The 21551-nt window shown below is 44.4% G+C and carries 23 protein-coding genes; 9 read left to right on the forward strand and 14 right to left on the reverse strand.

What is annotated here, in order from left to right; translation table 11 throughout:
- Positions 1-14: 14 nt before the first annotated feature.
- Positions 15-755, reverse strand: coding sequence for an SDR family NAD(P)-dependent oxidoreductase (locus tag C1T29_RS19380; protein ID WP_069150280.1), 741 nt, complete (start codon positions 753-755; stop codon positions 15-17).
- 133 nt (positions 756-888) lie between these two features.
- Between C1T29_RS19380 and C1T29_RS19385 the strand changes: the two genes are divergently transcribed.
- Positions 889-1776: a LysR family transcriptional regulator gene (locus tag C1T29_RS19385; RefSeq protein ID WP_103750186.1), complete on the forward strand. Its 888-nt coding sequence runs from the start codon at positions 889-891 to the stop codon at positions 1774-1776.
- Positions 1777-1795: 19 nt separating this feature from the next.
- On the opposite strand, the gene C1T29_RS19390 is transcribed toward C1T29_RS19385, so the two are convergent.
- The 4 genes from C1T29_RS19390 to C1T29_RS19405 all read right to left on the reverse strand — a co-directional run bounded on the left by C1T29_RS19390 (position 1796) and on the right by C1T29_RS19405 (position 5495).
- The gene (locus C1T29_RS19390; protein WP_103750187.1) at positions 1796-2083 is read right to left on the reverse strand and encodes a YusU family protein; all 288 of its coding nucleotides are present in this window, start codon (positions 2081-2083) and stop codon (positions 1796-1798) included.
- 25 nt (positions 2084-2108) lie between these two features.
- Positions 2109-2936: an ABC transporter ATP-binding protein gene (locus tag C1T29_RS19395; protein WP_079288351.1), complete on the reverse strand. Its 828-nt coding sequence runs from the start codon at positions 2934-2936 to the stop codon at positions 2109-2111.
- A gap of 215 nt (positions 2937-3151) precedes the next feature.
- Positions 3152-3589, reverse strand: coding sequence for a YusW family protein (locus C1T29_RS19400; RefSeq protein ID WP_103750188.1), 438 nt, complete (start codon positions 3587-3589; stop codon positions 3152-3154).
- A 109-nt stretch (positions 3590-3698) separates the two neighbouring features.
- A complete protein-coding gene (locus C1T29_RS19405; RefSeq protein WP_103750189.1) occupies positions 3699-5495 on the reverse strand; it encodes a M3 family oligoendopeptidase in 1797 nt (598 codons plus the stop codon).
- A gap of 133 nt (positions 5496-5628) precedes the next feature.
- Here C1T29_RS19405 and C1T29_RS19410 point away from each other — a divergent pair, with 133 nt between their 5' ends.
- Both C1T29_RS19410 and mrgA read left to right on the forward strand, forming a co-directional pair.
- Complete coding sequence (locus C1T29_RS19410) at positions 5629-6471, forward strand: oxidoreductase (RefSeq protein WP_103750190.1); 843 nt, start codon at positions 5629-5631, stop codon at positions 6469-6471.
- An 89-nt stretch (positions 6472-6560) separates the two neighbouring features.
- Positions 6561-7022 (forward strand): metalloregulation DNA-binding stress protein MgrA, encoded by a 462-nt coding sequence (gene mrgA, locus C1T29_RS19415; RefSeq protein WP_014665328.1) that lies wholly within the window; start codon positions 6561-6563, stop codon positions 7020-7022.
- Positions 7023-7066: 44 nt separating this feature from the next.
- Here the strand turns inward: mrgA and htrB are convergent, their stop codons facing one another.
- Entirely contained in the window at positions 7067-8443 is a 1377-nt protein-coding gene (gene htrB / locus C1T29_RS19420) for a serine protease Do-like protein HtrB (protein WP_103750191.1), read from the reverse strand.
- A gap of 277 nt (positions 8444-8720) precedes the next feature.
- Here htrB and cssR point away from each other — a divergent pair, with 277 nt between their 5' ends.
- Complete coding sequence (gene cssR, locus C1T29_RS19425; RefSeq protein WP_095431862.1) at positions 8721-9398, forward strand: two-component system response regulator CssR; 678 nt, start codon at positions 8721-8723, stop codon at positions 9396-9398.
- Positions 9395-10750 (forward strand): two-component system sensor histidine kinase CssS, encoded by a 1356-nt coding sequence (gene cssS / locus C1T29_RS19430; protein ID WP_014665331.1) that lies wholly within the window; start codon positions 9395-9397, stop codon positions 10748-10750. The genes cssR and cssS overlap by 4 nt, the downstream gene beginning before the upstream one ends.
- Positions 10751-10778: 28 nt before the next feature.
- On the opposite strand, the gene spxO is transcribed toward cssS, so the two are convergent.
- Positions 10779-10943, reverse strand: coding sequence for an anti-adapter protein SpxO (gene spxO / locus C1T29_RS19435; protein ID WP_003221681.1), 165 nt, complete (start codon positions 10941-10943; stop codon positions 10779-10781).
- 167 nt (positions 10944-11110) lie between these two features.
- Between spxO and C1T29_RS19440 the strand changes: the two genes are divergently transcribed.
- Positions 11111-11986 carry a TetR/AcrR family transcriptional regulator gene (locus tag C1T29_RS19440; RefSeq protein WP_014665332.1) on the forward strand — a complete coding sequence of 292 codons (876 nt, stop codon included), beginning with the start codon at positions 11111-11113 and terminating at the stop codon, positions 11984-11986.
- A gap of 39 nt (positions 11987-12025) precedes the next feature.
- On the opposite strand, the gene fumC is transcribed toward C1T29_RS19440, so the two are convergent.
- Positions 12026-13414: a class II fumarate hydratase gene (gene fumC, locus C1T29_RS19445; RefSeq protein WP_071580856.1), complete on the reverse strand. Its 1389-nt coding sequence runs from the start codon at positions 13412-13414 to the stop codon at positions 12026-12028.
- 66 nt (positions 13415-13480) lie between these two features.
- Positions 13481-13666 (reverse strand): YvzF family protein, encoded by a 186-nt coding sequence (locus tag C1T29_RS19450; RefSeq protein ID WP_003244599.1) that lies wholly within the window; start codon positions 13664-13666, stop codon positions 13481-13483.
- Positions 13667-13783: 117 nt separating this feature from the next.
- On the opposite strand from C1T29_RS19450, the gene gerAA reads away from it, so the two are divergent.
- The 3 genes from gerAA to gerAC are packed head-to-tail and all read left to right on the forward strand — an operon-like array spanning position 13784 to position 17416.
- Positions 13784-15232: a spore germination receptor protein GerAA gene (gene gerAA / locus C1T29_RS19455; protein ID WP_103750192.1), complete on the forward strand. Its 1449-nt coding sequence runs from the start codon at positions 13784-13786 to the stop codon at positions 15230-15232.
- On the forward strand, positions 15201-16298 hold the full coding sequence (gene gerAB, locus C1T29_RS19460; RefSeq protein WP_103750193.1) for a spore germination receptor protein GerAB: 1098 nt from the start codon (positions 15201-15203) through the stop codon (positions 16296-16298). The genes gerAA and gerAB overlap by 32 nt, the downstream gene beginning before the upstream one ends.
- Positions 16295-17416: a spore germination receptor protein GerAC gene (gene gerAC / locus C1T29_RS19465; protein ID WP_071580858.1), complete on the forward strand. Its 1122-nt coding sequence runs from the start codon at positions 16295-16297 to the stop codon at positions 17414-17416. The genes gerAB and gerAC overlap by 4 nt, the downstream gene beginning before the upstream one ends.
- A gap of 7 nt (positions 17417-17423) precedes the next feature.
- Here gerAC and liaR read toward each other — a convergent pair whose 3' ends face one another.
- The 5 genes from liaR to liaH all read right to left on the reverse strand — a co-directional run bounded on the left by liaR (position 17424) and on the right by liaH (position 21525).
- Positions 17424-18059, reverse strand: a complete 636-nt coding sequence (gene liaR / locus C1T29_RS19470) for a two-component system response regulator LiaR (protein WP_040081859.1) — start codon at positions 18057-18059, stop codon at positions 17424-17426.
- Positions 18037-19119 carry a two-component system sensor histidine kinase LiaS gene (gene liaS, locus C1T29_RS19475; RefSeq protein WP_103750194.1) on the reverse strand — a complete coding sequence of 361 codons (1083 nt, stop codon included), beginning with the start codon at positions 19117-19119 and terminating at the stop codon, positions 18037-18039. Before liaS ends, liaR begins: the two co-directional genes overlap by 23 nt.
- Complete coding sequence (liaF, locus tag C1T29_RS19480) at positions 19116-19841, reverse strand: LiaRS two-component regulatory system accessory protein LiaF (protein WP_014665339.1); 726 nt, start codon at positions 19839-19841, stop codon at positions 19116-19118. The genes liaS and liaF overlap by 4 nt, the downstream gene beginning before the upstream one ends.
- A 33-nt stretch (positions 19842-19874) precedes the next feature.
- Complete coding sequence (locus C1T29_RS19485) at positions 19875-20747, reverse strand: LiaG family protein (protein WP_103750195.1); 873 nt, start codon at positions 20745-20747, stop codon at positions 19875-19877.
- Between the two features lie 100 nt (positions 20748-20847).
- Positions 20848-21525 carry a stress responsive protein LiaH gene (liaH, locus tag C1T29_RS19490; protein ID WP_069838751.1) on the reverse strand — a complete coding sequence of 226 codons (678 nt, stop codon included), beginning with the start codon at positions 21523-21525 and terminating at the stop codon, positions 20848-20850.
- Positions 21526-21551 lie beyond the last annotated feature (26 nt).

Consider the following 21551-nt stretch of genomic DNA (forward strand, 5'->3'; position numbering starts at 1 on the left):
CTGCATCCCTCTCTTTACAGTGTCTGTCCGCTGTCAATTGTGATGATTTGGCCTGTGAGTGATTCCTGTTCAACTAGTGAACAAATCAATTTGGCAACATCATCCGGTTCAGCAATATACTGCAGCGGCAAAGAGCCGATCATGCTTTTCATTTTTTCTTCCCGACCAGCCCACCATCTCGTTGCAACAGCTCCTGGTGCTACACCGCTCACTCTGATGTCAGGCGCTAAAGCGTGGGCCAATGATTTCGTTAAACCGTGCACCGCCGATTTTGATACTGCGTAAGGCATAGATGAGCCCGCACCGGTTAACCCTGCGATGCTGCCGACGTTTACGATCGCTCCGGCCTTGCTTTTCTTCATGAACGGAACCACTGCCCGCGCGCAGAAAAACATTCCTTTCACATTGACGGCATACAGCTCATCCCATATGTCTTCTGTCGCAGCCTCAAGATCATCCATTGGAATATGCCGTGTAATGCTGGCATTATTCACTAAAATATCAACCGTGCCGTGTGTGTTCACGATTGCTTGAATCATATCCTGCACTTCGCTGTTTTTGGATACATCTGCTTGGATGGCGAAGGCTTGCCCGCCAGCTTTTTGAATCATTTCCACTGTTTCCTCCGCTTCTGATTGCGAACGTGAATAATTCACCGCAACAATCGCCCCGCGCTTTGCCAATTCCATACTGGCTGCTTTTCCGATTCCTGTGCCGCCCCCCGTTACGAGAGCTATTTTGTTCATGACATTCATTGCCGCCACTCCTTGCTGTTGACTAGAATAGATTTCTGATTCCATTGTAATCCAGCTTTGATGTTACGTATAATGATTGTTAAAGATACTTGATATCATTCAGATTGATATCAAATAAACGGAGGAGTTCAAAATGGAGAGCGGAGATTTACGTGTGTTTCAAATGGTAGCCCGTGAAGGGACCATTACGAAAGCGGCCTTGCAGCTTGGCTATGTGCAATCGAATGTCACGGCCAGAATTCAACAATTGGAAGCTGAACTGGGTACGACGCTGTTTTTGCGCCATAATCGGGGCATGACACTTTCTGCAAGCGGAAAGCTGCTGCTGGACTACGCAAATAAAATTATCGGCCTTCTTGATGAAGCGTCTAAAGCGCTCTCATCCTCCGCAGAACCAAGCGGGCCGCTTATGATCGGCTCCACTCAGACAACTGCCGCGGTAAGGCTTCCAAAGCTTCTGGCATCTTATTATGAAGAACATCCAAACGTCCAGTTGTCTTTAACAACAGGACATACGCAATTTCTCCTTGATAAGGTTCTTCGTTATGAATTGGACGGCGCGTTTATCGGATGCGAGTGCAATCATCCTGAGCTCGAATCCTATCCGGCATTCGAGGAAGAACCAGTAGTTGTTTCGGCTGCCTCTGTGTCCGATGTTGAGGAAGCCATCACAAAGCCGATTCTCGTATACAGCACAGGCTGCTCGTATCGAGAAACACTTGAAAAATGGCTGCGCTCCGTCGGTATCACACAGCCGGTCATTATGGAATTTGGTACGCTTGAAGCAATTATCGGCGGGGTTACAGCAGGTCTTGGCATCTCGTTGCTGCCTAGAACGGTTGTGCAAAAGCATGAGGCAGAAGGATCGATTCAATTGTACCCGCTGCCTGAAACACTCAGACAGATGAAAACAGAATTTATTGTTCGAAAAGATTCGTTTATCAGCAGCGCGCTGCGGACCTTTATGAATTCCTTTGCACCAGACAAAACGGATGAATCACAAAAAAGCAGCCTGCTATGATGAGCAGACTGCTTTTTGGCTATTGTTTGTTTCGATGCGCTTCATTTAATTCTTTAATATGCTGAATGACATCTTTAATGCCCTGCTTTGCCTCGGGATATGTCGCATTCCAATGCTTAGCGAGCGGAGGCATGCTCTTGGCTATATGCGTGTACAAAATCCATTGCTTCACTTCTTCTTTTAGCTCATCGTTTGTTTCACCAAGCAGAAGTTCCGTATACTTTTCCAGCAATCCATCCAGCTGTTCCTGAAGTATTTGTTCCATTTTCCATCTTCCTTTCGAAAAAACAGCAAGGAGCTTTCTCAAATGAAAGCTCCTTCGCTGGCGTTATTTATCCATGTGATGTGAAAGCCGCTTCCTGGACAATGCATCTGCCCCTGCCATGAGGAATGCAAAGAGGCGTTCCGAACAGCGGGTCCTGTGTAACCTGACAGTTCATAGAAAACACATTTTGCACAAGGTCACAAGTGATAACCTCTTCCGGACGGCCTTCTGCATAAATCTGTTTATCTTTTATGGCCACAAGATGATGCGCATAGCGGCATGCCAGGTTTAAATCATGGAGAACCATAACAATCGTCCGCTCTTCCTTTTCATTCAGCTCAAACAGCAAATCAAGAATTTCAATTTGATGTGTCATGTCTAAATACGTCGTCGGCTCGTCTAGAAGGATGATATCCGTTTCCTGGGCAAGCGTCATCGCGATCCAAGCCCGCTGGCGCTGTCCGCCAGACAAAGAATCAACGGCACGGTCAGCCATGTCCTCAAGCTTTGTTGCTTTAAGCGCTCTCTCAACTGCTTCCTCATCCTCTTTTGACCACTGCTTCAGCCAGTTTTGGTAAGGATATCTTCCTTGCTTCACCAGCTGGTGCACCGTCAGCCCCTCTGGAGCCGAAGGACCTTGGGGCAGGATGGCGAGCTCTTTTGCGACTTCCTTCGTCGGAAGCTTGGCAATGGCTCTTCCTTCCAGCAGCACTGAACCGCCTCTCGGCTTCATCAGGCGCGCTAATGAACGTAAAAGTGTCGATTTTCCGCAGCCATTGCTGCCAATAAATACGGTAATTTCACCTTTGGGAATTGTTAAATTCAACTCATCAATAATAACGGCATCCCCGTATCCTAAGCTCAGCGTTTCTGTAGAAATTGCACTCATCCCCATAACCGCTCCTTTTTGCTGGCTTTTAGCAGCACTATGTATTGCACGTTTTCTATATACATGCTTTTCAGTCAATTGTCGTCAATGCAAGTGATTCGGTATTCAGCCATTTGATATGGTCATCTACCCCACATTGTAGCAGAAAACACTGACTTTGAAAATCATTTTCAATTAGTTTTTTGGACATAATTGGCGTTTATGGTTTATTTATTACACGATTATTTCTTGATTTCTCTGATGGAGCCGTCCTTCAGCTTCATTTTTAAATCGATATGATCATAATGACTGTCCAGATTAAATGCTGCCAACACACTGTGTATCACTTCTGTTTCAGCCATTTGGTCTGTCACGGAAAGCTCGCTCAAAATCATTTTCATCTCATCCAATGCTTCTTCTCCCTCCTGATTGACACCGGAGAGCTTATCCTGTATTTCCGCTTTTTCCTGAGCCCCGTTCTTTGTATAGATTCCTTCATAACGGTTATGCTCACCATCCCCGTAGCTCACACGAAGCGAAAAATTGCTGTAGGGAACGGACTTCAGCTGGGTGACGGCTGTATTTTCTCCTTCTGCCTGCTGCTGGTCTTCATTGAAACGGCAGCCCGCAATCAGAACCACTGCGAGACATACAGCCCCGGCTGCTCTGATCAAATGCATATGTTTCCCCCCTGTAGGATTCCATTTGTTTTAGGTATATCCAGAGAATGAAATCCTCATTCAGAGAAGAATTGAAAAAGCCGTGGCATTTAACGCCACGGCTTTTTCTTTAAGATTCGGTCATTTGCAAAAAGGTTTCGGCGTCACGCACAGCCAGCTTGATAGCATTCTCCCAGAAATCGCGCTTCGTGATGTCAGCGCCCAAATGCTTCATCGCCAAATCCTCCACTGTCATAGAAGCCGTATCACGCAATAGCGCCATATACTTCTCTTCGAATGCGTTTTTTTCTTCAAGCGCCAGCGCGTAAATGCCAAGAGAAAACAGGTAGCCGAATGTATAAGGGAAATTGTAAAACGGCACCCTCGTGATGTGAAAGTGAAGTTTTGATGCCCAAAAAAGCGGATGATACTCTCCTAAAGCATTGCAGTAAGCCTCTCTTTGCGCCTCTTCCATCAGTTCATTCAAGCGGCCGGCTGGTACCACTCCCCGCTTTCGTTCCTCGTAGAATCTCGTTTCGAATAAAAATCTCGCGTGAATGTTCATGAAGAACGCAACGCTTCTTTGCACTTTATCCTCCAGAAGAACAAGCTTTTCTTCCCTCGTCTCGGCCTGCTGGACAGTCGCGTCCGCGACTATCATCTCTGCAAACGTTGAAGCCGTTTCCGCAACGTTCATAGCGTAGGAGCGGTTTAACGGCCTGACGTCGAGCATTGCTTCCTGATGGAACGCGTGCCCGAGTTCATGCGCAAGGGTAGAGACATTTGAGGCGCTGCCCGAAAATGTCATGAAAATTCGGGATTCCCCGCTGTCAGGAAAACTGGTGCAAAAGCCGCCGACTCTTTTTCCGCTCCTGTCTTCCGCCTCAATCCAGCCGTCCCGAAAGGCTTTTTCAGTGAATGAGGACAGTTTTTTGCCAAACGTTGAAAACTGGCTGGTAATGATATTTGCGGCTTCATCATACGAATAGACCTTTCCGTCAGAACCGATCGGTGCCTCGACATCGTACCAGCTAAGCTTTTCAAGGCCGAGCATGGATGCTTTCCGGTTCAAAAACTGAACGAACGGCTTCTTGTTTTCAGTGATGACCTGCCACATCGTATCAAGTGTTTCTTTTTTCATCCTGTTAATTTGCAGCGGTTCCTTCAGGACATTCTCCCAGCCGCGCGCTTTATAGGTTTCAAGCCGGAATCCCGCCAAATGATTCAGCGTGCTGCTGAAAAGATCCTGCTTGCTCTCCCAAGCTTGGCGGAAACGTTCATATACTGTTTTTCTGACAGTACGGTCTTGATGGTCCATCATATTCTCCGCCTGACCGACAGACAATTGCTTGTTTTCACCATTTTCCCCATACGGGATCGTCATTTTCCCGACAACCATATTGTATAAGTCACTCCAAGCGTGATATCCGTCCACCGCAAGGTTTCCGATCAGTTTTTCTTTACCTGGGCTAAGCTTTTCGGCAACCCTCTGTCTTCTTTCATTTAATATGTAAGAAACATCGCGCAATCCCGGTTTTGTTAACAATTCATTCCACACGTCTTGATTAATGTCCACAAGTTTATGATCTAATGTAACGAGCGACGATTGAAAATCTGCGGAAAGACGATTCATGAGCGCCTGATGCTCTATAGCCTTTTGATCATTGATATTCTGGGCCTGGAGGCAAGCAACAAACGCGCCGGCCTGCTGAAGCTTGACGGATGTCTGTTCGAATAAATCTAGCAACGCGGTCAGCTTATCAGCCTCTTCAGACGATGCAGGCACCTGAAACGCGTCAGTCATGTCTTGAAATGCACGCAGACTTTGTGACAGCTTCTCAACATACCCTTTGAATTCTTCTGATTGGCTCCCGCCTTTAAAAAATGAATCAAGATCCCATTTTTGGTCTACCCCTTGCAGCGCCATATCACAAAACCCCTTTCCTTCTTTCGTTCTATTATAGAACAATTCTGAATTATTGTATAAAAATTTCTTTTACAGGCGTCATTTCCTGTTCAGGATAGTACAATAGCTGTAGCAGTTTAATAGGAGGGTTAGGATGAATAAAAAAATAGCAATCGTAACAGGAGCATCAAGCGGCTTTGGTTTGCTTGCAGCTGTAAGGCTCGCCCGATCGTTTTTCGTGATTGCCACATCAAGACAGCCTGAAAAAGCGGAACAGCTTCGGGAATTGGCTGCAGCACACAAGGTGTCTGATTCCATTCTCATTACAGCTCTTGATGTCACCGATGAACAATCTATAGTCTCATTCGGAAAAACCATTAGTGCTTACGCCCCGATCGACCTACTCGTCAACAATGCCGGAACGGCTTATGGAGGATTTATCGAGGATGTGCCGATGGAACATTTCAGACAACAATTTGAAACGAACGTCTTCGGAGTGATCCATGTGACAAAAACCGTGCTGCCTTACATAAGAAAACATGGCGGCGCAAAGATTATAAACGTGAGCAGCATCAGCGGACTGACCGGGTTCCCTGCGCTCTCGCCCTATGTAGCTTCCAAGCATGCATTGGAAGGTTTTTCTGAAAGCCTGCGTATCGAGCTGCTTCCGTTCGGTATCGAAACCGCTTTGATCGAGCCAGGCTCATACAAGACATCGATCTGGTCAACCTCGTTATCAAATTTTATGTCGGAGCCTGCTGACGATTCAGCCTATCACCAATACTATAAAAAGATCCTTTCGTACGTTGAAAAAAGCGGAGAAGAAAGCGGAGATCCCCAAGAGGTTGCCGACCTCATTTATCAATTGGCAACAACAAAGCATTTAAAAAAATTGCGATATCCGATTGGAAAAGGCATCAAGCTTACCCTGCTGTTCCGATCGCTTTTTCCTTGGTCTGCGTGGGAATCTATCCTGAAGAAAAAACTATTCAGCTAATCTAAATTATAATTATTATAATTTAGTATTGATTTTTATTTAGTATATGATATAATTAAGTTAACAGATCACAAGGAGGACGTTATCTTATGAAAACTGAAAACGCAAAAACAAATCAAACATTAGTTGAGAATTCAATGAACACACAATTATCAAACTGGTTTCTTTTATACTCTAAGCTCCACCGTTTCCATTGGTATGTGAAAGGACCTCATTTCTTTACATTGCACGAGAAATTTGAAGAACTTTATGACCATGCGGCTGAAACAGTCGATACCATCGCTGAGCGTCTGCTGGCGATCGGCGGGCAGCCTGTTGCCACAGTGAAAGAATACGCTGAGCATGCATCTATCACAGACGGTGGAAACGAAACATCAGCCTCAGAAATGGTACAAGCATTGGTTAACGACTACAAACAAATCAGCAGCGAATCTAAATTCGTGATCGGCCTGGCTGAAGAAAATCAAGACAATGCGACAGCGGACTTATTTGTCGGATTAATTGAAGAAGTTGAAAAACAAGTGTGGATGCTTTCCTCTTATTTAGGATAGCAAAAAAGCTGAACCTTAATTGGGTTCAGCTTTTTGTTTTCTTCTTAGCTTGAGCTGCTTTCTGTCTGCTTCGTCAGTGTCACGTTCAACGTTTTCGTTTTTCCATTTCGCAGCACTTGGATTGTTGTTTGATCTCCGACTTTTAAGTCTTTGTAAAGGATCTGGCGGATATCCGCGCTGCTTTCCACGTCTTTGCCGTTTAGTTTGACAATAACATCCTCAGATTTTATGCCTGCTTTTGCCGCAGGTGAATTCGCTTGAACTTCTTTTACATAAACACCTTTGCCTAACTGATCTCCAAACAAGCCGAGCGTATTTTCTTGATAGGTTTCAGGAACTTGCGCCATGTCAATCATTTGCACGCCCAAAAACGGACGATCCACTTTTCCATTTTTCAGCAGCTGGTCAACAATCGGCTCGACATCATTGCTTGGGATCGCAAATCCGAGTGATTCCACACCGTTTTCGCTCACCTTCAAGCTGTTGATGCCGATGACCTGGCCGCTTGCATTAATTAACGGACCACCGCTGTTCCCCGGATTGATCGCTGCATCAGTTTGCAGCACGTTCATTTCCACCGTGCCCTGTGTTGTATCCACATCAATTGTCCGGTTCAGCCCGCTAATGATGCCTTGTGTCACCGTACCGGAAAATTGCTGTCCGAGCGGGTTGCCGATAGCGATTACCTTTTCGCCCGTGCGCAGCTGTGAAGAATCACCAAAGCTCGCCACTTTTTTGACGTTCTTTCCGCTGATTTCCAAAACCGCCAAATCAGTAATGGCATCGCTGCCGACAAGCTTGGCAGTTTCCGTTTCTCCGTTGTATAACGTAACAGTCAGCTTGTTCGCGCCTTCAACGACATGGTTGTTTGTAATGATATACGCTTTATTGCTGTCTTTTTTGAAAATAACACCTGACCCGGTTCCGCTTTCACTTTCTGAGCTGGAGCCGCCGCCCGTGCCGAATGTGTTATTTTGAGAGGTTTGGATATTTGAAATTCCGACAATCGTCGGCTCTAAATCCTCTACCATATCAGCGACGTTTGAAGCGTTCGTTATCGGTGTCGAAGTAAAATTATCAGACTGCACCTGTTTATTTGCAGAAGCGGTCTCGGTCGCCTGATTTTGGTCTGACGGCAGATAAGGCGCGATGCCAAGCATAAGGCCCCCGCCGATAATACCGCCTAAAATCGGGCTCAGCCATGCGGCTCTCCGTTTCTTTTCTTTTTTCACAGCCGTTTCTTGCTTTTCCATTTCTAACGCAGAAGCTGTTTCCTGCCGTCCCGCATCATACGACACAGGCGCGTCAAGCAATTCTTGTTCAGAATGTCCTATCAGCTTCTGGTTTTCTGTATTAGACTGTTCTGTATGTGAAGGTTCTGTTTGATGTTGATCGTTTTGGTCATCACGTCGATAATCCATGTTCTTACACTCCTTTAACGGTTATTCATTTATCGTTACATATTCATCGCATGTACAAGTTCAATTGTCCCAATAATGAGGAGAAAAGCAAAGCACCAAAATAGAATATGTTTGATCATCCTACATCTTCCTCGCTCTTTTTCTCTTCCTTTCTTCCCTTAACCATATCATAAACAAACATTGTGGGATAAAAATGAAAAGAATATGTGAAATTATGAAAATTGCCAGCCGTATGTTAAAACTAGTTTATAATGACGTTGAAAGGATGTGAAGAGCCTTGTCATACACCATTTATCTAGTTGAAGATGAGGATAACCTGAATGAACTGCTGACGAAGTATTTAGAGAATGAGGGCTGGAACATTACATCTTTTACGAAAGGTGAAGACGCCAGAAAGAAAATGACACCGTCTCCCCACCTGTGGATTCTCGATATCATGCTGCCGGATACCGACGGCTATACATTAATTAAAGAAATCAAGGCGAAAGATCCTGACGTGCCGGTCATTTTTATTTCCGCCCGTGATGCAGATATTGACAGAGTGCTTGGCTTAGAGCTTGGCAGCAATGACTACATTTCAAAACCGTTTCTGCCGCGGGAACTGATTATCCGTGTGCAAAAACTGCTGCAGCTCGTATATAAGGAAGCTCCTCCTGCACAAAAAAATGAAATTGCCGTCTCCTCATATCGGGTCGCTGAAGACGCGCGCGAGGTCTATGATGAAAACGGAAATATCATCAATTTGACGTCGAAGGAATTTGATCTCCTGCTATTATTTATCCATCATAAAGGGCATCCATACTCTCGTGAGGATATCCTCTTAAAAGTATGGGGACATGACTACTTCGGAACAGACCGGGTCGTTGATGACCTCGTTCGGAGACTGCGCAGAAAGATGCCAGAATTGAAGGTGGAGACGATTTACGGTTTCGGCTACAGGATGATGTCATCATGAAAAACAAACCGCTCGCGTTTCAGATATGGGTTGTTATCTCCGGCATCCTGTTAGCGATATCGATTTTACTGCTTGTGTTATTTTCAAACACGCTGCGCGATTTTTTCACCAATGAAACGTATACGACGATTGAAAATGAGCAGCATGTTCTGACGGAGTACCGCCTGCCGGGTTCAATTGAAAGGCGCTATTACAGTGAGGAAGCGACGGCGCCGACAACCGTCCGCTCCGTACAGCACGTGCTCCTGCCTGAAAATGAAGATGCTTCTTCAGACAAGGATTTAAGCATTCTGTCGTCTTCGTTTATCCACAAGGTATACAAGCTGGCTGATAAGCAGGAGGAAAAAAAGAAACGGTACAGCGCCGACGTCAATGGCGAAAAAGTGTTTTTTGTCATTAAAAAAGGACTTTCCGTCAATGGCCAATCAGCGATGATGCTCTCTTACGCGCTTGATTCTTATCGGGACGATTTGGCCTACACCTTGTTCAAACAGCTTCTGTTTATTATAGCTGTCGTCATTTTATTAAGCTGGATTCCGGCTATTTGGCTTGCAAAGTATTTATCAAGGCCACTCGTATCATTTGAAAAACACGTCAAACGGATTTCAGAACAGGATTGGGATGACCCAGTAAAAGTAGATCGGAAAGATGAAATCGGCAAATTGGGCCATACCATCGAAGAGATGCGCCAAAAGCTTGTGCAAAAGGATGAAACAGAAAGAACTCTGTTGCAAAATATCTCTCATGATTTAAAAACGCCGGTCATGGTCATCAGAGGCTATACACAATCAATTAAAGACGGGATTTTCCCTAAAGGAGATCTTGAAAACACTGTAGATGTCATAGAATGCGAAGCGCTTAAGCTGGAGAAAAAAATAAAGGATTTATTATATTTAACGAAGCTGGATTATTTAGCGAAGCAAAAAGTGCAGCACGACATGTTCAGTATCGTGGAAGTGACGGAAGAAGTCATCGAACGATTGAAGTGGGCGCGGAAAGAACTATCGTGGGAAATTGATGTAGAAGAGGATATTTTGATGCCTGGTGATCCGGAGCAATGGAACAAACTCCTCGAAAACATTCTGGAAAATCAAATCCGCTATGCTGAGACAAAAATAGAAATCAGCATGAAACAAGATGATCGAAATATTGTGATCACCATTAAAAATGACGGTCCGCATATTGAAGATGAGATGCTCTCCAGCCTCTATGAGCCTTTTAATAAAGGGAAGAAAGGCGAATTCGGCATTGGTCTAAGCATCGTAAAACGAATTTTAACTCTTCATAAGGCGTCTATCTCAATTGAAAATGACAAAACGGGTGTAACATACCGCATAGCAGTGCCAAAATAGACTGTAGATGTTTTTGCAGTCTATTTATTTATGTGAAAGAATAGCCGTTAAAATCTCTGTAATTTGTTTTGAGCGGCTGTTTGCATTGATGAACCCATTTTTTCTCTGACAAGGTCTGCTTCGGATATTTGACTTTCTCCACTTTGATACCTCTGTTTCGCAAGCGGCTGATCATTTCGTCCAATTCTCTCATTCTAGATTCACCCTTTCGCTTGAGCTTTGACCATTCGGTCATCTCAATTTATAATATAAATAATACATGATAAAAAAACAAGTTACAATAAGGTTAATTTTATAACAGAAGGTGTGACTATATGGTCATATCCTAGCAGGCCTCAGGGCTCCGAAAGGGTGGAACCATTGAAGGAAAAAGAAAAGCTGATTATTGAAACAGCCTTAAAACTGTTTGCACAAAAAGGATACAACTCAACATCAGTCCAAGAAATCGCAAAAGAATGCAAAATATCTAAAGGCGCTTTTTATATTTATTTTCCTTCGAAAGAAGCGCTTCTTCTGTCTATGCTGAACTACTATTATGATAAAACGTTTACCCGAATTTTAAATATTAAAACGAAGGACGAAAGCCCCAGAACGGCTTACCGCAAACAGCTGACCGTACTCTATGAAAACATCCTTGAACACAAGGATTTTATCAGCATGCAAATGAAGGAAGGTTCTCTGCCTTACACAGAGGAAGTGGAGCAGTGCGCAAAAAAAATCCGCCAGTCCTCACTTCAATTTCATATCGACAGTCTGCTGAACATCTACGGAAAAAAAGCGGAACCGTACACTGCAGAGCTTTGTTTTTTAATAGAGGGCATCAGCCAGATTTACCTGGAATGCATGATTTTGCTCGGGTATGCTGTAAAGCCGTCTCAATTAGCTGACATCATTATGAATCGAATTGATGATATGGTAAAAGGCATGTCTGAACGGCACGAAAAGCCTTTCATCACATTGGAAGAGGCGAGCTCTTTATTTGGGCCTCTTACGCACGGCCGGCCTGACCCGCTGACTGAATCGATTGTGAAAAGCCTACGTGACAAAATTAACAGCTTACACACAAACTCCTCTCTTGAATTATCGGAGAGCTTGGACATACTTGAAGCAGAAATGAAGAAAAAAACACCGAAGCTGGCAATTATAAAAGGGATGATTCATAATCTGACGGAGTCTGAAGCGCTCGCCAAAGATGCGGAGCAGCTTAAATATTTATTAAAACAGCAACATATTTAGAAGAACGGCTGCTTAAAAAGCAGCCGTTTTTTCTTTCTATTACGCCTTTGGTTTTACCATGTCTTCCGGCTTAACCATTTCGTTAAATTGCTCCTCTGTAAGCAATTCAAGCTTCAAAGCCGCTTCTTTGAGTGTCAATCCCTCTTTATGGGCAAGCTTGGCGATTTTCGCCGCGTTTTCATAACCGATATGCGGGTTCAGCGCCGTAACAAGCATTAATGAATTTGACAGGTTTTCCTGAATTGTTTCTTTATTAGGCTCAATACCGACAGCACATTTATCATGGAATGAATTCATGCCGTCACTGAGCAGCTGCACAGATTGCAGGAAGTTGTAAATAATAACAGGCTTAAACACGTTCAGTTCAAAGTTCCCCTGACTTGCCGCAAAGCCGATTGTCGCATCGTTCCCCATGATTTGCGCTGCGATCATTGTTAACGCTTCGCTTTGTGTCGGGTTGACTTTACCAGGCATAATAGAGCTGCCCGGCTCATTTTCAGGAATGACGATCTCTCCGATGCCGCAGCGAGGCCCGCTTGCCAGCCATCTGACATCGTTCGCGATTTTCATTAAGTCAGCCGCAAGCGCTTTTAATGCGCCATGCGCATAAGTGATTTCGTCATGGCTTGTCAGCGCGTGGAATTTATTCGGCGAGCTGCTGAACGTTTGGCCAGTCAGTTTGGTGATCTCTTCTGAGACAAGCTCTCCAAACTCTGGGTGGGCGTTGATACCCGTTCCGACAGCCGTTCCACCGATTGCAAGCGCACGCATTTTATCAGTAGCTTCCAAAATCATTTCCTTCGAACGGTCCAGCATGTAAACCCAACCGCTGATTTCCTGTCCGAGGGTCAGTGGCGTAGCATCCTGAAGATGTGTGCGTCCGATTTTGACAATATCATTGTATGCTTTCGCTTTCTCATCCAATGTATTGCGAAGCTGATCAAGCGCCGGCACAAGCTGCTCATAAACAGCCAAAACAGCGGCAACATGCATCGCAGTCGGGAATGTGTCGTTTGAGCTTTGGCTGCGGTTCACGTCATCATTTGGATGAATCGTTAGATCAGAGTTTTTCTCTTTTAATAAAGCAGTCGCACGGTTGGCTACCACTTCGTTCATGTTCATATTGCTTTGTGTGCCGCTTCCGGTCTGCCATACGACAAGCGGGAAGTTGTCATCGTACTTACCTTTGAGCACATCATCACAAACTGCTGCAATCGCTTCTGCTTTTTCAGCATCCAGATTGCCAAGGCGTTTATTAGCAAGAGCCGTGCTTCGTTTTAATATTGCAAACGCCTTCACAACACGCATCGGCATTTTTTCAGAACCGATCTTAAAGTTCTCCTTGCTTCGCTGTGTTTGGGCGCCCCAAAATTTATCAGCAGGAACTTTTACTTCTCCCATGGTGTCTCGTTCAATTCTGTATTCCATTTATGTATCCCTCCATAACGGTTGCTTCAATAGATCATAATTCGCCAATGACACCAAAAATCCTTTTTATTTTTCGATCTTGGCAGATTTTAATTTTAATTCTAGATATACGCGGGAATCCTTTGAATATTTGTATTTGGGATTCGTCCTGCCGTACTCCTTTGATGTATAAGAGACATCATAATGCTGTTCAAATGATCTGATGAGCTGTTCGATTTCTTCTTGTTTACCAGCAAGCCTTACCTGTGCCACTTCGTCTCCTCCGCTTTCATAAAAAAACTTACTCCATGAAATACTCTAACACAGTATATCATTTTTTTAACAGGAAAAGATAACCTCTACTAAGGTTTTGGATAAGAGGTGACCTCATTGGAACAAACAGAGTTTAAAGAATATATACACGATAATTTAGCATTGGTGCTTCCAAAATTAAAAGAAAACGATGACCTTGTGAAAAATAAAAAAATGCTTGCGAACGGATTGGTTTTTTACTATCTCTATTTCAGTGAACTGACTGATGAGAATAAGGTGTCAGAAGCCATTAAAACTTTGATCAAAGATGAGGAGACCTTAACGCTTGACCAGGTCAAAAAACGCCTTGACCAGCTTGACGCAAGACCTATTGAAACCGCAAAAAAAACGATTGAATCGATTCTCAACGGCAATTGTGCTGTGTTTATCAACGGATTGGACAAAGCCTATATTCTGAGCACAGGAAAGAAAAAAACAAGAAGCCTGACAGAGCCGACAACTGAAAAAGTGGTTCGCGGCCCAAAAGTTGCGTTTGTAGAGGATATTGATACAAATCTCGCTCTGATCAGACAAAGAACCTCTCATCCGAAATTAATCACCAAAAAAATCATGATTGGCGAAAACAAGCTGAAGCCTGCAGCCATTATGTACATTGAGGGCAAAGCAAAAAAGTCCGTCATAAAAGAAGTGAAAGCACGGCTTAAAAATATCCAGCTGGAGGATATCCAGGACAGCGGAACGCTTGAGGAACTCATTGAAGATAATAAATATTCACCATTTCCGCAGATTCAAAATACGGAGAGACCTGACAAGGTATCTTCAGCCCTGTTTAACGGCCGTGTGGCAATTTTGGTCGACAGTTCACCATTTGTGCTGCTGGTGCCGGTTTCTCTCGGCATCCTGATGCAGTCCCCGGATGACTACTATGAACGCTGGATTTCAGCATCTCTTATCCGGTCGCTGCGCTTTGCTTCTATCTTTATCACCTTGTTTTTGTCATCGATTTATATTGCACTTGTTTCCTTCCATCAGGGGCTGCTGCCAACCGCACTCGCCGTTACAATTTCGGCAAACAGGGAAAATGTGCCGTTCCCTCCGATATTTGAAGCCTTGCTGATGGAAGTAACCATCGAGCTGCTAAGGGAAGCCGGACTGCGACTCCCCAATCCGCTCGGACAGACGATCGGCCTCGTCGGGGGCGTAGTTATCGGACAGGCGGCTGTAGAAGCGAATCTCGTCAGTTCGATTATGGTCATTGTCGTCAGTGTCATTGCCCTAGCATCCTTTACCGTTCCTCAGTACGGGATGGGGCTTTCTTTCCGGGTGCTGCGTTTTATTTCGATGTTTTCCGCCGCTATTTTAGGGCTGTACGGCATTATTTTATTTATGCTTGTCGTTTATACGCACTTAACGAGACAAACGAGCTTTGGGTCTCCGTATTTTTCGCCAAACGGATTCTTCAGCCTGAAAAATACGGATGACTCCATTATCCGTCTCCCAATTAAAAACAAACCAAAAGAGGCGAATAATCCAAATGAGCCAAAAACAGACTCCACTAAAACTTAATACCTTTCAAGGTATTTCTATTGTTGCAAATACAATGCTTGGGGCCGGACTTTTAACATTGCCGCGAGCGCTGACCACTAAGGCTAATACGCCTGACGGCTGGATCACGCTGATATTAGAAGGTTTCATTTTTATTTTCTTCATTTATGTAAACACGCTCATTCAGAAAAAACATCAATACCCTTCACTCTTTGAATATTTGCAGGAAGGGCTTGGGAAATGGATCGGCAGCATCATCGGCCTTTTGATCTGCTGCTATTTCCTCGGCGTAGCCAGCTTCGAGACTCGGGCAATGGCTGAAATGGTGAAGTTTTTCCTGTTGGAGAGAACGCCAATTCAAGTCATTATTTTAACGTTTATTTGCTGCGGTATTTATTTAATTATTGGGGGCTTAAGTGATGTGTCGCGGCTGTTTCCCTTTTATTTAACGGTAACCATTATTATTTTGCTGGTTGTGTTCGGGATCAGTTTTAAAATTTTTGATATTAATAATTTGCGTCCTGTTTTAGGCCAAGGCCTTGGCCCTGTTGCAAACTCCCTTACCGTCGTTTCCATCTCTTTTTTAGGAATGGAAGTGATGCTGTTTCTTCCTGAACATATGAAGAAAAAGAAATACACGTTCAGATATGCATCACTAGGATTTTTGATTCCGATTATCTTATATATCATTACTTATATTATCGTTGTCGGAGCTTTGACCGCTCCCGAGGTGAAAACGCTGATTTGGCCGACTATTTCTCTCTTTCAGTCCTTTGAGCTTAAAGGCATATTCATTGAACGGTTTGAATCATTTTTACTGGTGGTCTGGATTATCCAGTTTTTCACCACTTTTGTCATTTACGGATACTTTGCCGCTAACGGGCTAAAGAAGACATTCGGATTATCGACGAAAACAAGCATGGTGATTATCGGCATAACGGTCTTTTATTTTTCTCTCTGGCCGGATGACGCCAATCAAGTCATGATGTACAGCGATTATCTTGGCTATATTTTTGTCTCCCTGTTTCTGCTTCCCTTCATTCTCTTTTTCATTGTAGCTCTCAAGAGGAGGATTACAGCAAAATGAAAATCCGGATTTTATGTATGTTTATATGCACCCTTTTGCTTTCCGGATGCTGGGATAGCGAGAATATCGAGGAATTAAGCTTAGTGATCGGAGTAGGCTTAGACAAGCCCGGCGATAAAAATTTAGAGCTGACACAGCAGATTCTCGTGCCGAAAAAAATCAGCGCCAAGGAGGGCTCTTCATCTGACCCGACACAGCTGTCTATCACAAAGGGTGAAACTGTCCATCAAATGATGAGAACCTCTGCATTAAAGCATAATCCTACGTTTTCACAGCATTTGCGACTTATTCTGCTTTCCAAGAGCGTGATTGCGGATGAGATTGGAATGGACGCGATCATTAACCAGTTTGTCAGAGACAACGGAACAAGGAGGAGTTCCTACGTCTTTATCACCAACGGCCGAACTAAGGATATATTTAAAATGAATGATGAAGGCGAACCCGCATCCAACGTGATATATGATCTGACAGAAAATAATAAGGTGACGATCAGAATGATGGAGCCTGTTACATTGGGGGAGATCTCAGAACACTTAACCTCTGACGATTCATTCCTTATCCCTCATGTCGGTGAAGAAAACGGGAAGCTCGCGATAAACGGAGCCTCTATCATCAAAAACAAATTATGGCATCGGGATCTCACCCCGATTGAGATTCAAAATGTCAACTTATTTTCAGGCACTGTCGAAGGAGGCGTCATTGACTTGAAGCGCGATGGCCATCTCTTTTCTTATGAAGTATATTCGAGCAATCGGAAAATCAAGACGGACTACAAGGACGGAAAGTTCAAATTCACCGTCACCCGCACGATTGAAGGGCGTCTATCTGAGGACTGGAATCCCAGTGAAGATTCGTTTAAGGATTCATATATTAAAAGCATTGAAAAGACAGTCGAAAAACAGGTACACAAAACAGTAACGACATTTATTACAGAGAAGCTGCAGAAAGAGATCAAAGCGGATGTGACCGGATTGGGAAACCAAGTCAGAATTCATTATCCTCAAAAGTGGAAAAAGATCGCAAGAAAATGGGATGATGATTATTTCAGCAATGCGGAAATAGACTACCGGGTCAATGTGATTGTCAGAGACTTCGGAACTAAAGGCGCAAACAAATAGGAGCCGCCTATTTTACGAGATGATTTCGATGCGCGTACACCGCCGCCTGCGTCCGGTCACTGACATCCAGCTTTGATAAAATATTCGTAATATGTGTTTTGACTGTTTTAATCGTAATAAACAGTTCCTCGCCTATTTCTTTGTTGGTTTTTCCTTCTGCGATCAGGCAGAGTATTTCGAGCTCCCGTTTCGTAAGTGATTCATGCGGGAGCGCGTTTTCACCTGAGTGGCGCAGCCTGGACAATACTTTTCCCGCCACTTTTGATTCCAGCATTGGCTCTCCTTTGCTAGCGGCGCGAATGGCATCGGCGATTTCTGCCGCTTTTGAGGTTTTCAACAGATAGCTGAGCGCGCCAGCTTCAATAACCGGGTACACTTTGTCATCATCAATGAAGCTTGTGAGAACAATTATTTTCGGGTCGGAAAGCTCCCGGCAAATTTGCTTTGTAGCTTCGATGCCATCCATGCCCTCCATGACTAGATCCATTAAAATGACATCGGGCAATAGTTCCGCAGCAAGCCGAACACCTTCACCGCCGTCCGATGCTTCGCCGATGACTTCAATATCTGGCTGCGCCTCCAAAAAAGCCGCGAGCCCCATTCTGACCATTTCATGATCATCAATCAATAATACTCGAATCACGTTCGTTCTCTCCTTTTTCTTCCGGGAAAATCGGGACCTTCACTTCGATTTGTGTGCCTTTTCCTTCTACTGAAATCACTTCGGCGACCCCGCCGATTTCACTCGCACGTTCTTTCATAGAATTCAAGCCGTATGAGGATGCTTTCACCTGGTCCATTTTAAAGCCTTTTCCATTATCAATCACCTTCAGACGGAGCTGACTGTTCTTTATACCGAGAATCACGGTTACTTTTGACGCTTTTGAATGTCTAAATACGTTTGAAAGGGCCTCCTGCACGATTCTGAACAAGTGGTCTTCAACACCCTTGGATATCGCTGTGTCCTGTATATCCCACTCAATATCAATCGGCTGCTTTTTTCGGAACTCGTCCAAAAGCTCCGTAAGGCCCTCCTTCAGCCCTTTTCCTTCAAGGGTGACAGGCCGTAAATGGAGCAGCAGCGCCCTCATCTCATTTTGGGCTTCGCCTGCCATATGCTCGACCATCTTGATCCGCTTGACTGTTTTATCATCAGCATCCTTGACTTGTTCCAGCACTGCTGATGTCATCATCGATATGGCAAAGAGCTGCTGGCTGACAGCGTCATGAAGGTCTCTGGCCAATCGCTGGCGTTCTTCCGATATGACCGATTTCTTCATTTGCGCCTGCCATTCCGCACGTTCATTGGAAAGCTTCTGCAAGGATGCGACTTGAAGCTCCACGCGCTTCGCCATTTCGTTCAGCTGATCGGCAGCCAGGCCGATTTCATCATCTCCGAGCGGCGGTATCCGATAAGCGAAATTGCCGTTTTCAAAGGTTAAAATCGATTCAATTAATGTATCAACCCTTGTCTTCAATCGGTTGCCGTACATATACCCTGAGGCGAAACCGACCGTCACGCTGATCAGCAGCAAAATTAGGATAAACGGAATTCCGAACCAGCTTGATGACAGCAAAACACGCGGATCGAGCCGGTAGTAAAACATCATAAAGGTAATCAAGCAGGCAAAAAGCAGGAGGCTGATTCCCGTTGTCATGCGGATGGCGCGCCATTGAAGACTGGCAAGCAGTTTTTTTCTCATACGTACTTCACATCCACATCACCGATAAATAGGGAAACGGACACTTTGACCCGGCGCTTTGACTCGCTGAAATCAGTTGACGCGGCATATACCTTCGTGCTTAATCCGCTTTTCTTCGAGCCGATCAGATTGATGTCACCTATAAAAACAGCCGAGCTGACAGCCACTTCAAGGTCCGATGGTACATAAATATCAACGTTTCCAATGACTCCGCTAATGACGATTGTACTCTCTCCCTCGGGAATCATCGCTTTAGATAAATCGATTTTGATATCACCGATAAAACCAGAGACATTTAAATCATTCAGGTCAAACGGCTGCTTCATCATTTGCAGCTCGCCGATAAAAAAACTGCGCATGTCAGGCTGTTTCACATCTTTCGGCGGCTCATGATGTTCTTTTTTATTGAGGTTGACCCGTTTCTCATTCGGTTCGAATATCGGCTTCCCTTTGACAAGCCTGTAGCCGGCGTAAATCAGAAATGCGGCAAACGCATAGCCGAATAAATTAAAGGTGATGCTGAAGAGGTTTCTCAAAAAAAGAAACGCGGCAAAGATATACATGACCGAGCCAAGCCAATCACGGGAATATTTTTTAAGGAAATAGCCGGCAATCAGAAAAAAGAGCGGCCAAAACAGCAGATCGCCTATTCCGATAATTTGCAAAAACATACTGATGCCGAATAAAGCAATGATAAATCCAAGAAGCTGTTTTTTTGTCATTCCTGGTGTCCGCCTCCTTTCTTCTGCCTGGTGCTACCGAATCGTTACATCCCCGCTATCCGTTTTGATATCGATTGGATGCTGGCCGCTTCCTTGCGTGCCTGTGATGTGATGCTGTTCTTTATGTGCTGTATCAGCAAATGAATACGGCGAACTGACGTCACCGCTCGCTGATTTCGCTTTGACTGTAAAGCTGCCGTTTTTGGGAAGGCTTAGATTGGCATCACCGCTTGTCAGCGTGACAGATACGGGCCCGGTTACCTTTTTCAATACAGCATTAAAATCTCCCGAAGTCATTTTTACATCGAGAGAGCCTGATATATCAGCCAGATTTGCGTCTCCTGAAGCTAAGTCAATGCCGGCTGTTTTGTAATCGGTATTTGAAATGGTGACATCTCCGGATGACCCCTTTACTTTCAGTTCTTGAAGACGGACGTCCGTCACTCTCGTATTTCCGCTCGCAGATACTGCGTTCAGCCTGGAAAGCGCAAGATGGTCATTCCCGGCCACAGACACGTCCCCGCTTGAGGTTCGCACTGTCAGATCACCTTTGTAATCATACGGAAGCCGGACGATAAGAGTCGAACGGTTAAACCCATTCAAAAATTGAAATTCTTTTTCCTTTACGGTCAGCTCCAGTTTTCTTTTGTTTTCAGTAACAAATAACTTTCCCGAGTCTCCTGCAATGCCTGCTGATATGTCATTTCGTTCTTCCGCTATAATCCGGACATCCTTGCTATCGGACTCTATGACCATGCTGTCAATGTCCCGCGGCAACGCGCTGGCTGAATCGGTTTCTGTGCCATTTATGAAACCCAAGCCTGCGGCAAACACGTCTTTTACGACGACGGCGAAAAAGACAAGAATACCGGCAGTGATCAACAGTTTGCCAAGCATTTTTTTCATTCGGTTTCATCCTTCTCATTCATTCTATTATAAAGGAAAAGCTTGCGAATTGATACGTGCGAAAGGGAAGGACTTGACCGCAAATCCTTCCCCGTTCCGCTTATTCATTTGCCGCTTGTGTCTTGTCTGATTTTTGCAGTGAGAGCGCCCGCATTTTTTCAATCTCCGCTTCCACATCATCTGCGAATTCTTTGCGTGTGAGTTCGGTGCCGGCTTCCGCTGACTTTGAATAATTCGCGCGGATTTCCATTTCTTCAATACGATTTTCAATACGTAAAAATTCACGATACGCACTTTCGCTGTCAATTTTGTCAAATGTCGTATTCATATGCTCTTTAGCTTTCGCCGCATTTGCCCGCGCAATCAGCGCCTGTTTTTTATCCTTTACGTCTTGAAGCTTTGTTTCAAGTGCCGCCAGCTGTTCTTTCAGGTCAGCCAGCTGACTGTTAGCCTGTTCATAGGAAACTTTATGCTCTGCTGCCTTCCCTTCTAAATACTTCATTTCAGTCAGCGCTTTTTTCGCCAGTTCTTCTTCACCTGCGTCAAAGGCGAGCTGTGCCTGTTTTTTCCGTTTGCCAGCCACTTCAGCTGCTTCTTCATATTTTTTCTTAAATTGATAGGCAATCGTGTGCTGTTTCACAATTGTTTGCTTTGCTTTTGCAATGTCACTTTCCATATCGCGTACATATTGATTCAGCATTACCTTTGGATTCTCCATTTTATCAAGTCCTTCATGAACTGACGCAACAAACATGTCTCTGATTCTTTTTAATACCATACCTGATTCCTCCTAATATATTGATA

The organism is Bacillus sp. MBGLi79 (assembly GCF_002953915.1).

Coding starts and splice junctions, on each gene's coding strand:
- C1T29_RS19410 (WP_103750190.1), top strand. CDS start 5,629: ATGAATAAAAAAATAGCAATCGTAACAGGAGCATCAAGCGGCTTTGGT.
- liaH (WP_069838751.1), bottom strand. CDS start 21,525: ATGGTATTAAAAAGAATCAGAGACATGTTTGTTGCGTCAGTTCATGAA.
- mrgA (WP_014665328.1), top strand. CDS start 6,561: ATGAAAACTGAAAACGCAAAAACAAATCAAACATTAGTTGAGAATTCA.
- C1T29_RS19405 (WP_103750189.1), bottom strand. CDS start 5,495: ATGGCGCTGCAAGGGGTAGACCAAAAATGGGATCTTGATTCATTTTTT.
- liaS (WP_103750194.1), bottom strand. CDS start 19,119: ATGAGAAAAAAACTGCTTGCCAGTCTTCAATGGCGCGCCATCCGCATG.
- spxO (WP_003221681.1), bottom strand. CDS start 10,943: ATGAGAGAATTGGACGAAATGATCAGCCGCTTGCGAAACAGAGGTATC.
- fumC (WP_071580856.1), bottom strand. CDS start 13,414: ATGGAATACAGAATTGAACGAGACACCATGGGAGAAGTAAAAGTTCCT.
- gerAB (WP_103750193.1), top strand. CDS start 15,201: ATGAGCCAAAAACAGACTCCACTAAAACTTAATACCTTTCAAGGTATT.
- cssS (WP_014665331.1), top strand. CDS start 9,395: ATGAAAAACAAACCGCTCGCGTTTCAGATATGGGTTGTTATCTCCGGC.
- C1T29_RS19400 (WP_103750188.1), bottom strand. CDS start 3,589: ATGCATTTGATCAGAGCAGCCGGGGCTGTATGTCTCGCAGTGGTTCTG.
- C1T29_RS19380 (WP_069150280.1), bottom strand. CDS start 755: ATGAATGTCATGAACAAAATAGCTCTCGTAACGGGGGGCGGCACAGGA.
- C1T29_RS19395 (WP_079288351.1), bottom strand. CDS start 2,936: ATGGGGATGAGTGCAATTTCTACAGAAACGCTGAGCTTAGGATACGGG.
- gerAC (WP_071580858.1), top strand. CDS start 16,295: ATGAAAATCCGGATTTTATGTATGTTTATATGCACCCTTTTGCTTTCC.
- liaF (WP_014665339.1), bottom strand. CDS start 19,841: ATGACAAAAAAACAGCTTCTTGGATTTATCATTGCTTTATTCGGCATC.
- htrB (WP_103750191.1), bottom strand. CDS start 8,443: ATGGATTATCGACGTGATGACCAAAACGATCAACATCAAACAGAACCT.
- C1T29_RS19385 (WP_103750186.1), top strand. CDS start 889: ATGGAGAGCGGAGATTTACGTGTGTTTCAAATGGTAGCCCGTGAAGGG.
- C1T29_RS19485 (WP_103750195.1), bottom strand. CDS start 20,747: ATGAAAAAAATGCTTGGCAAACTGTTGATCACTGCCGGTATTCTTGTC.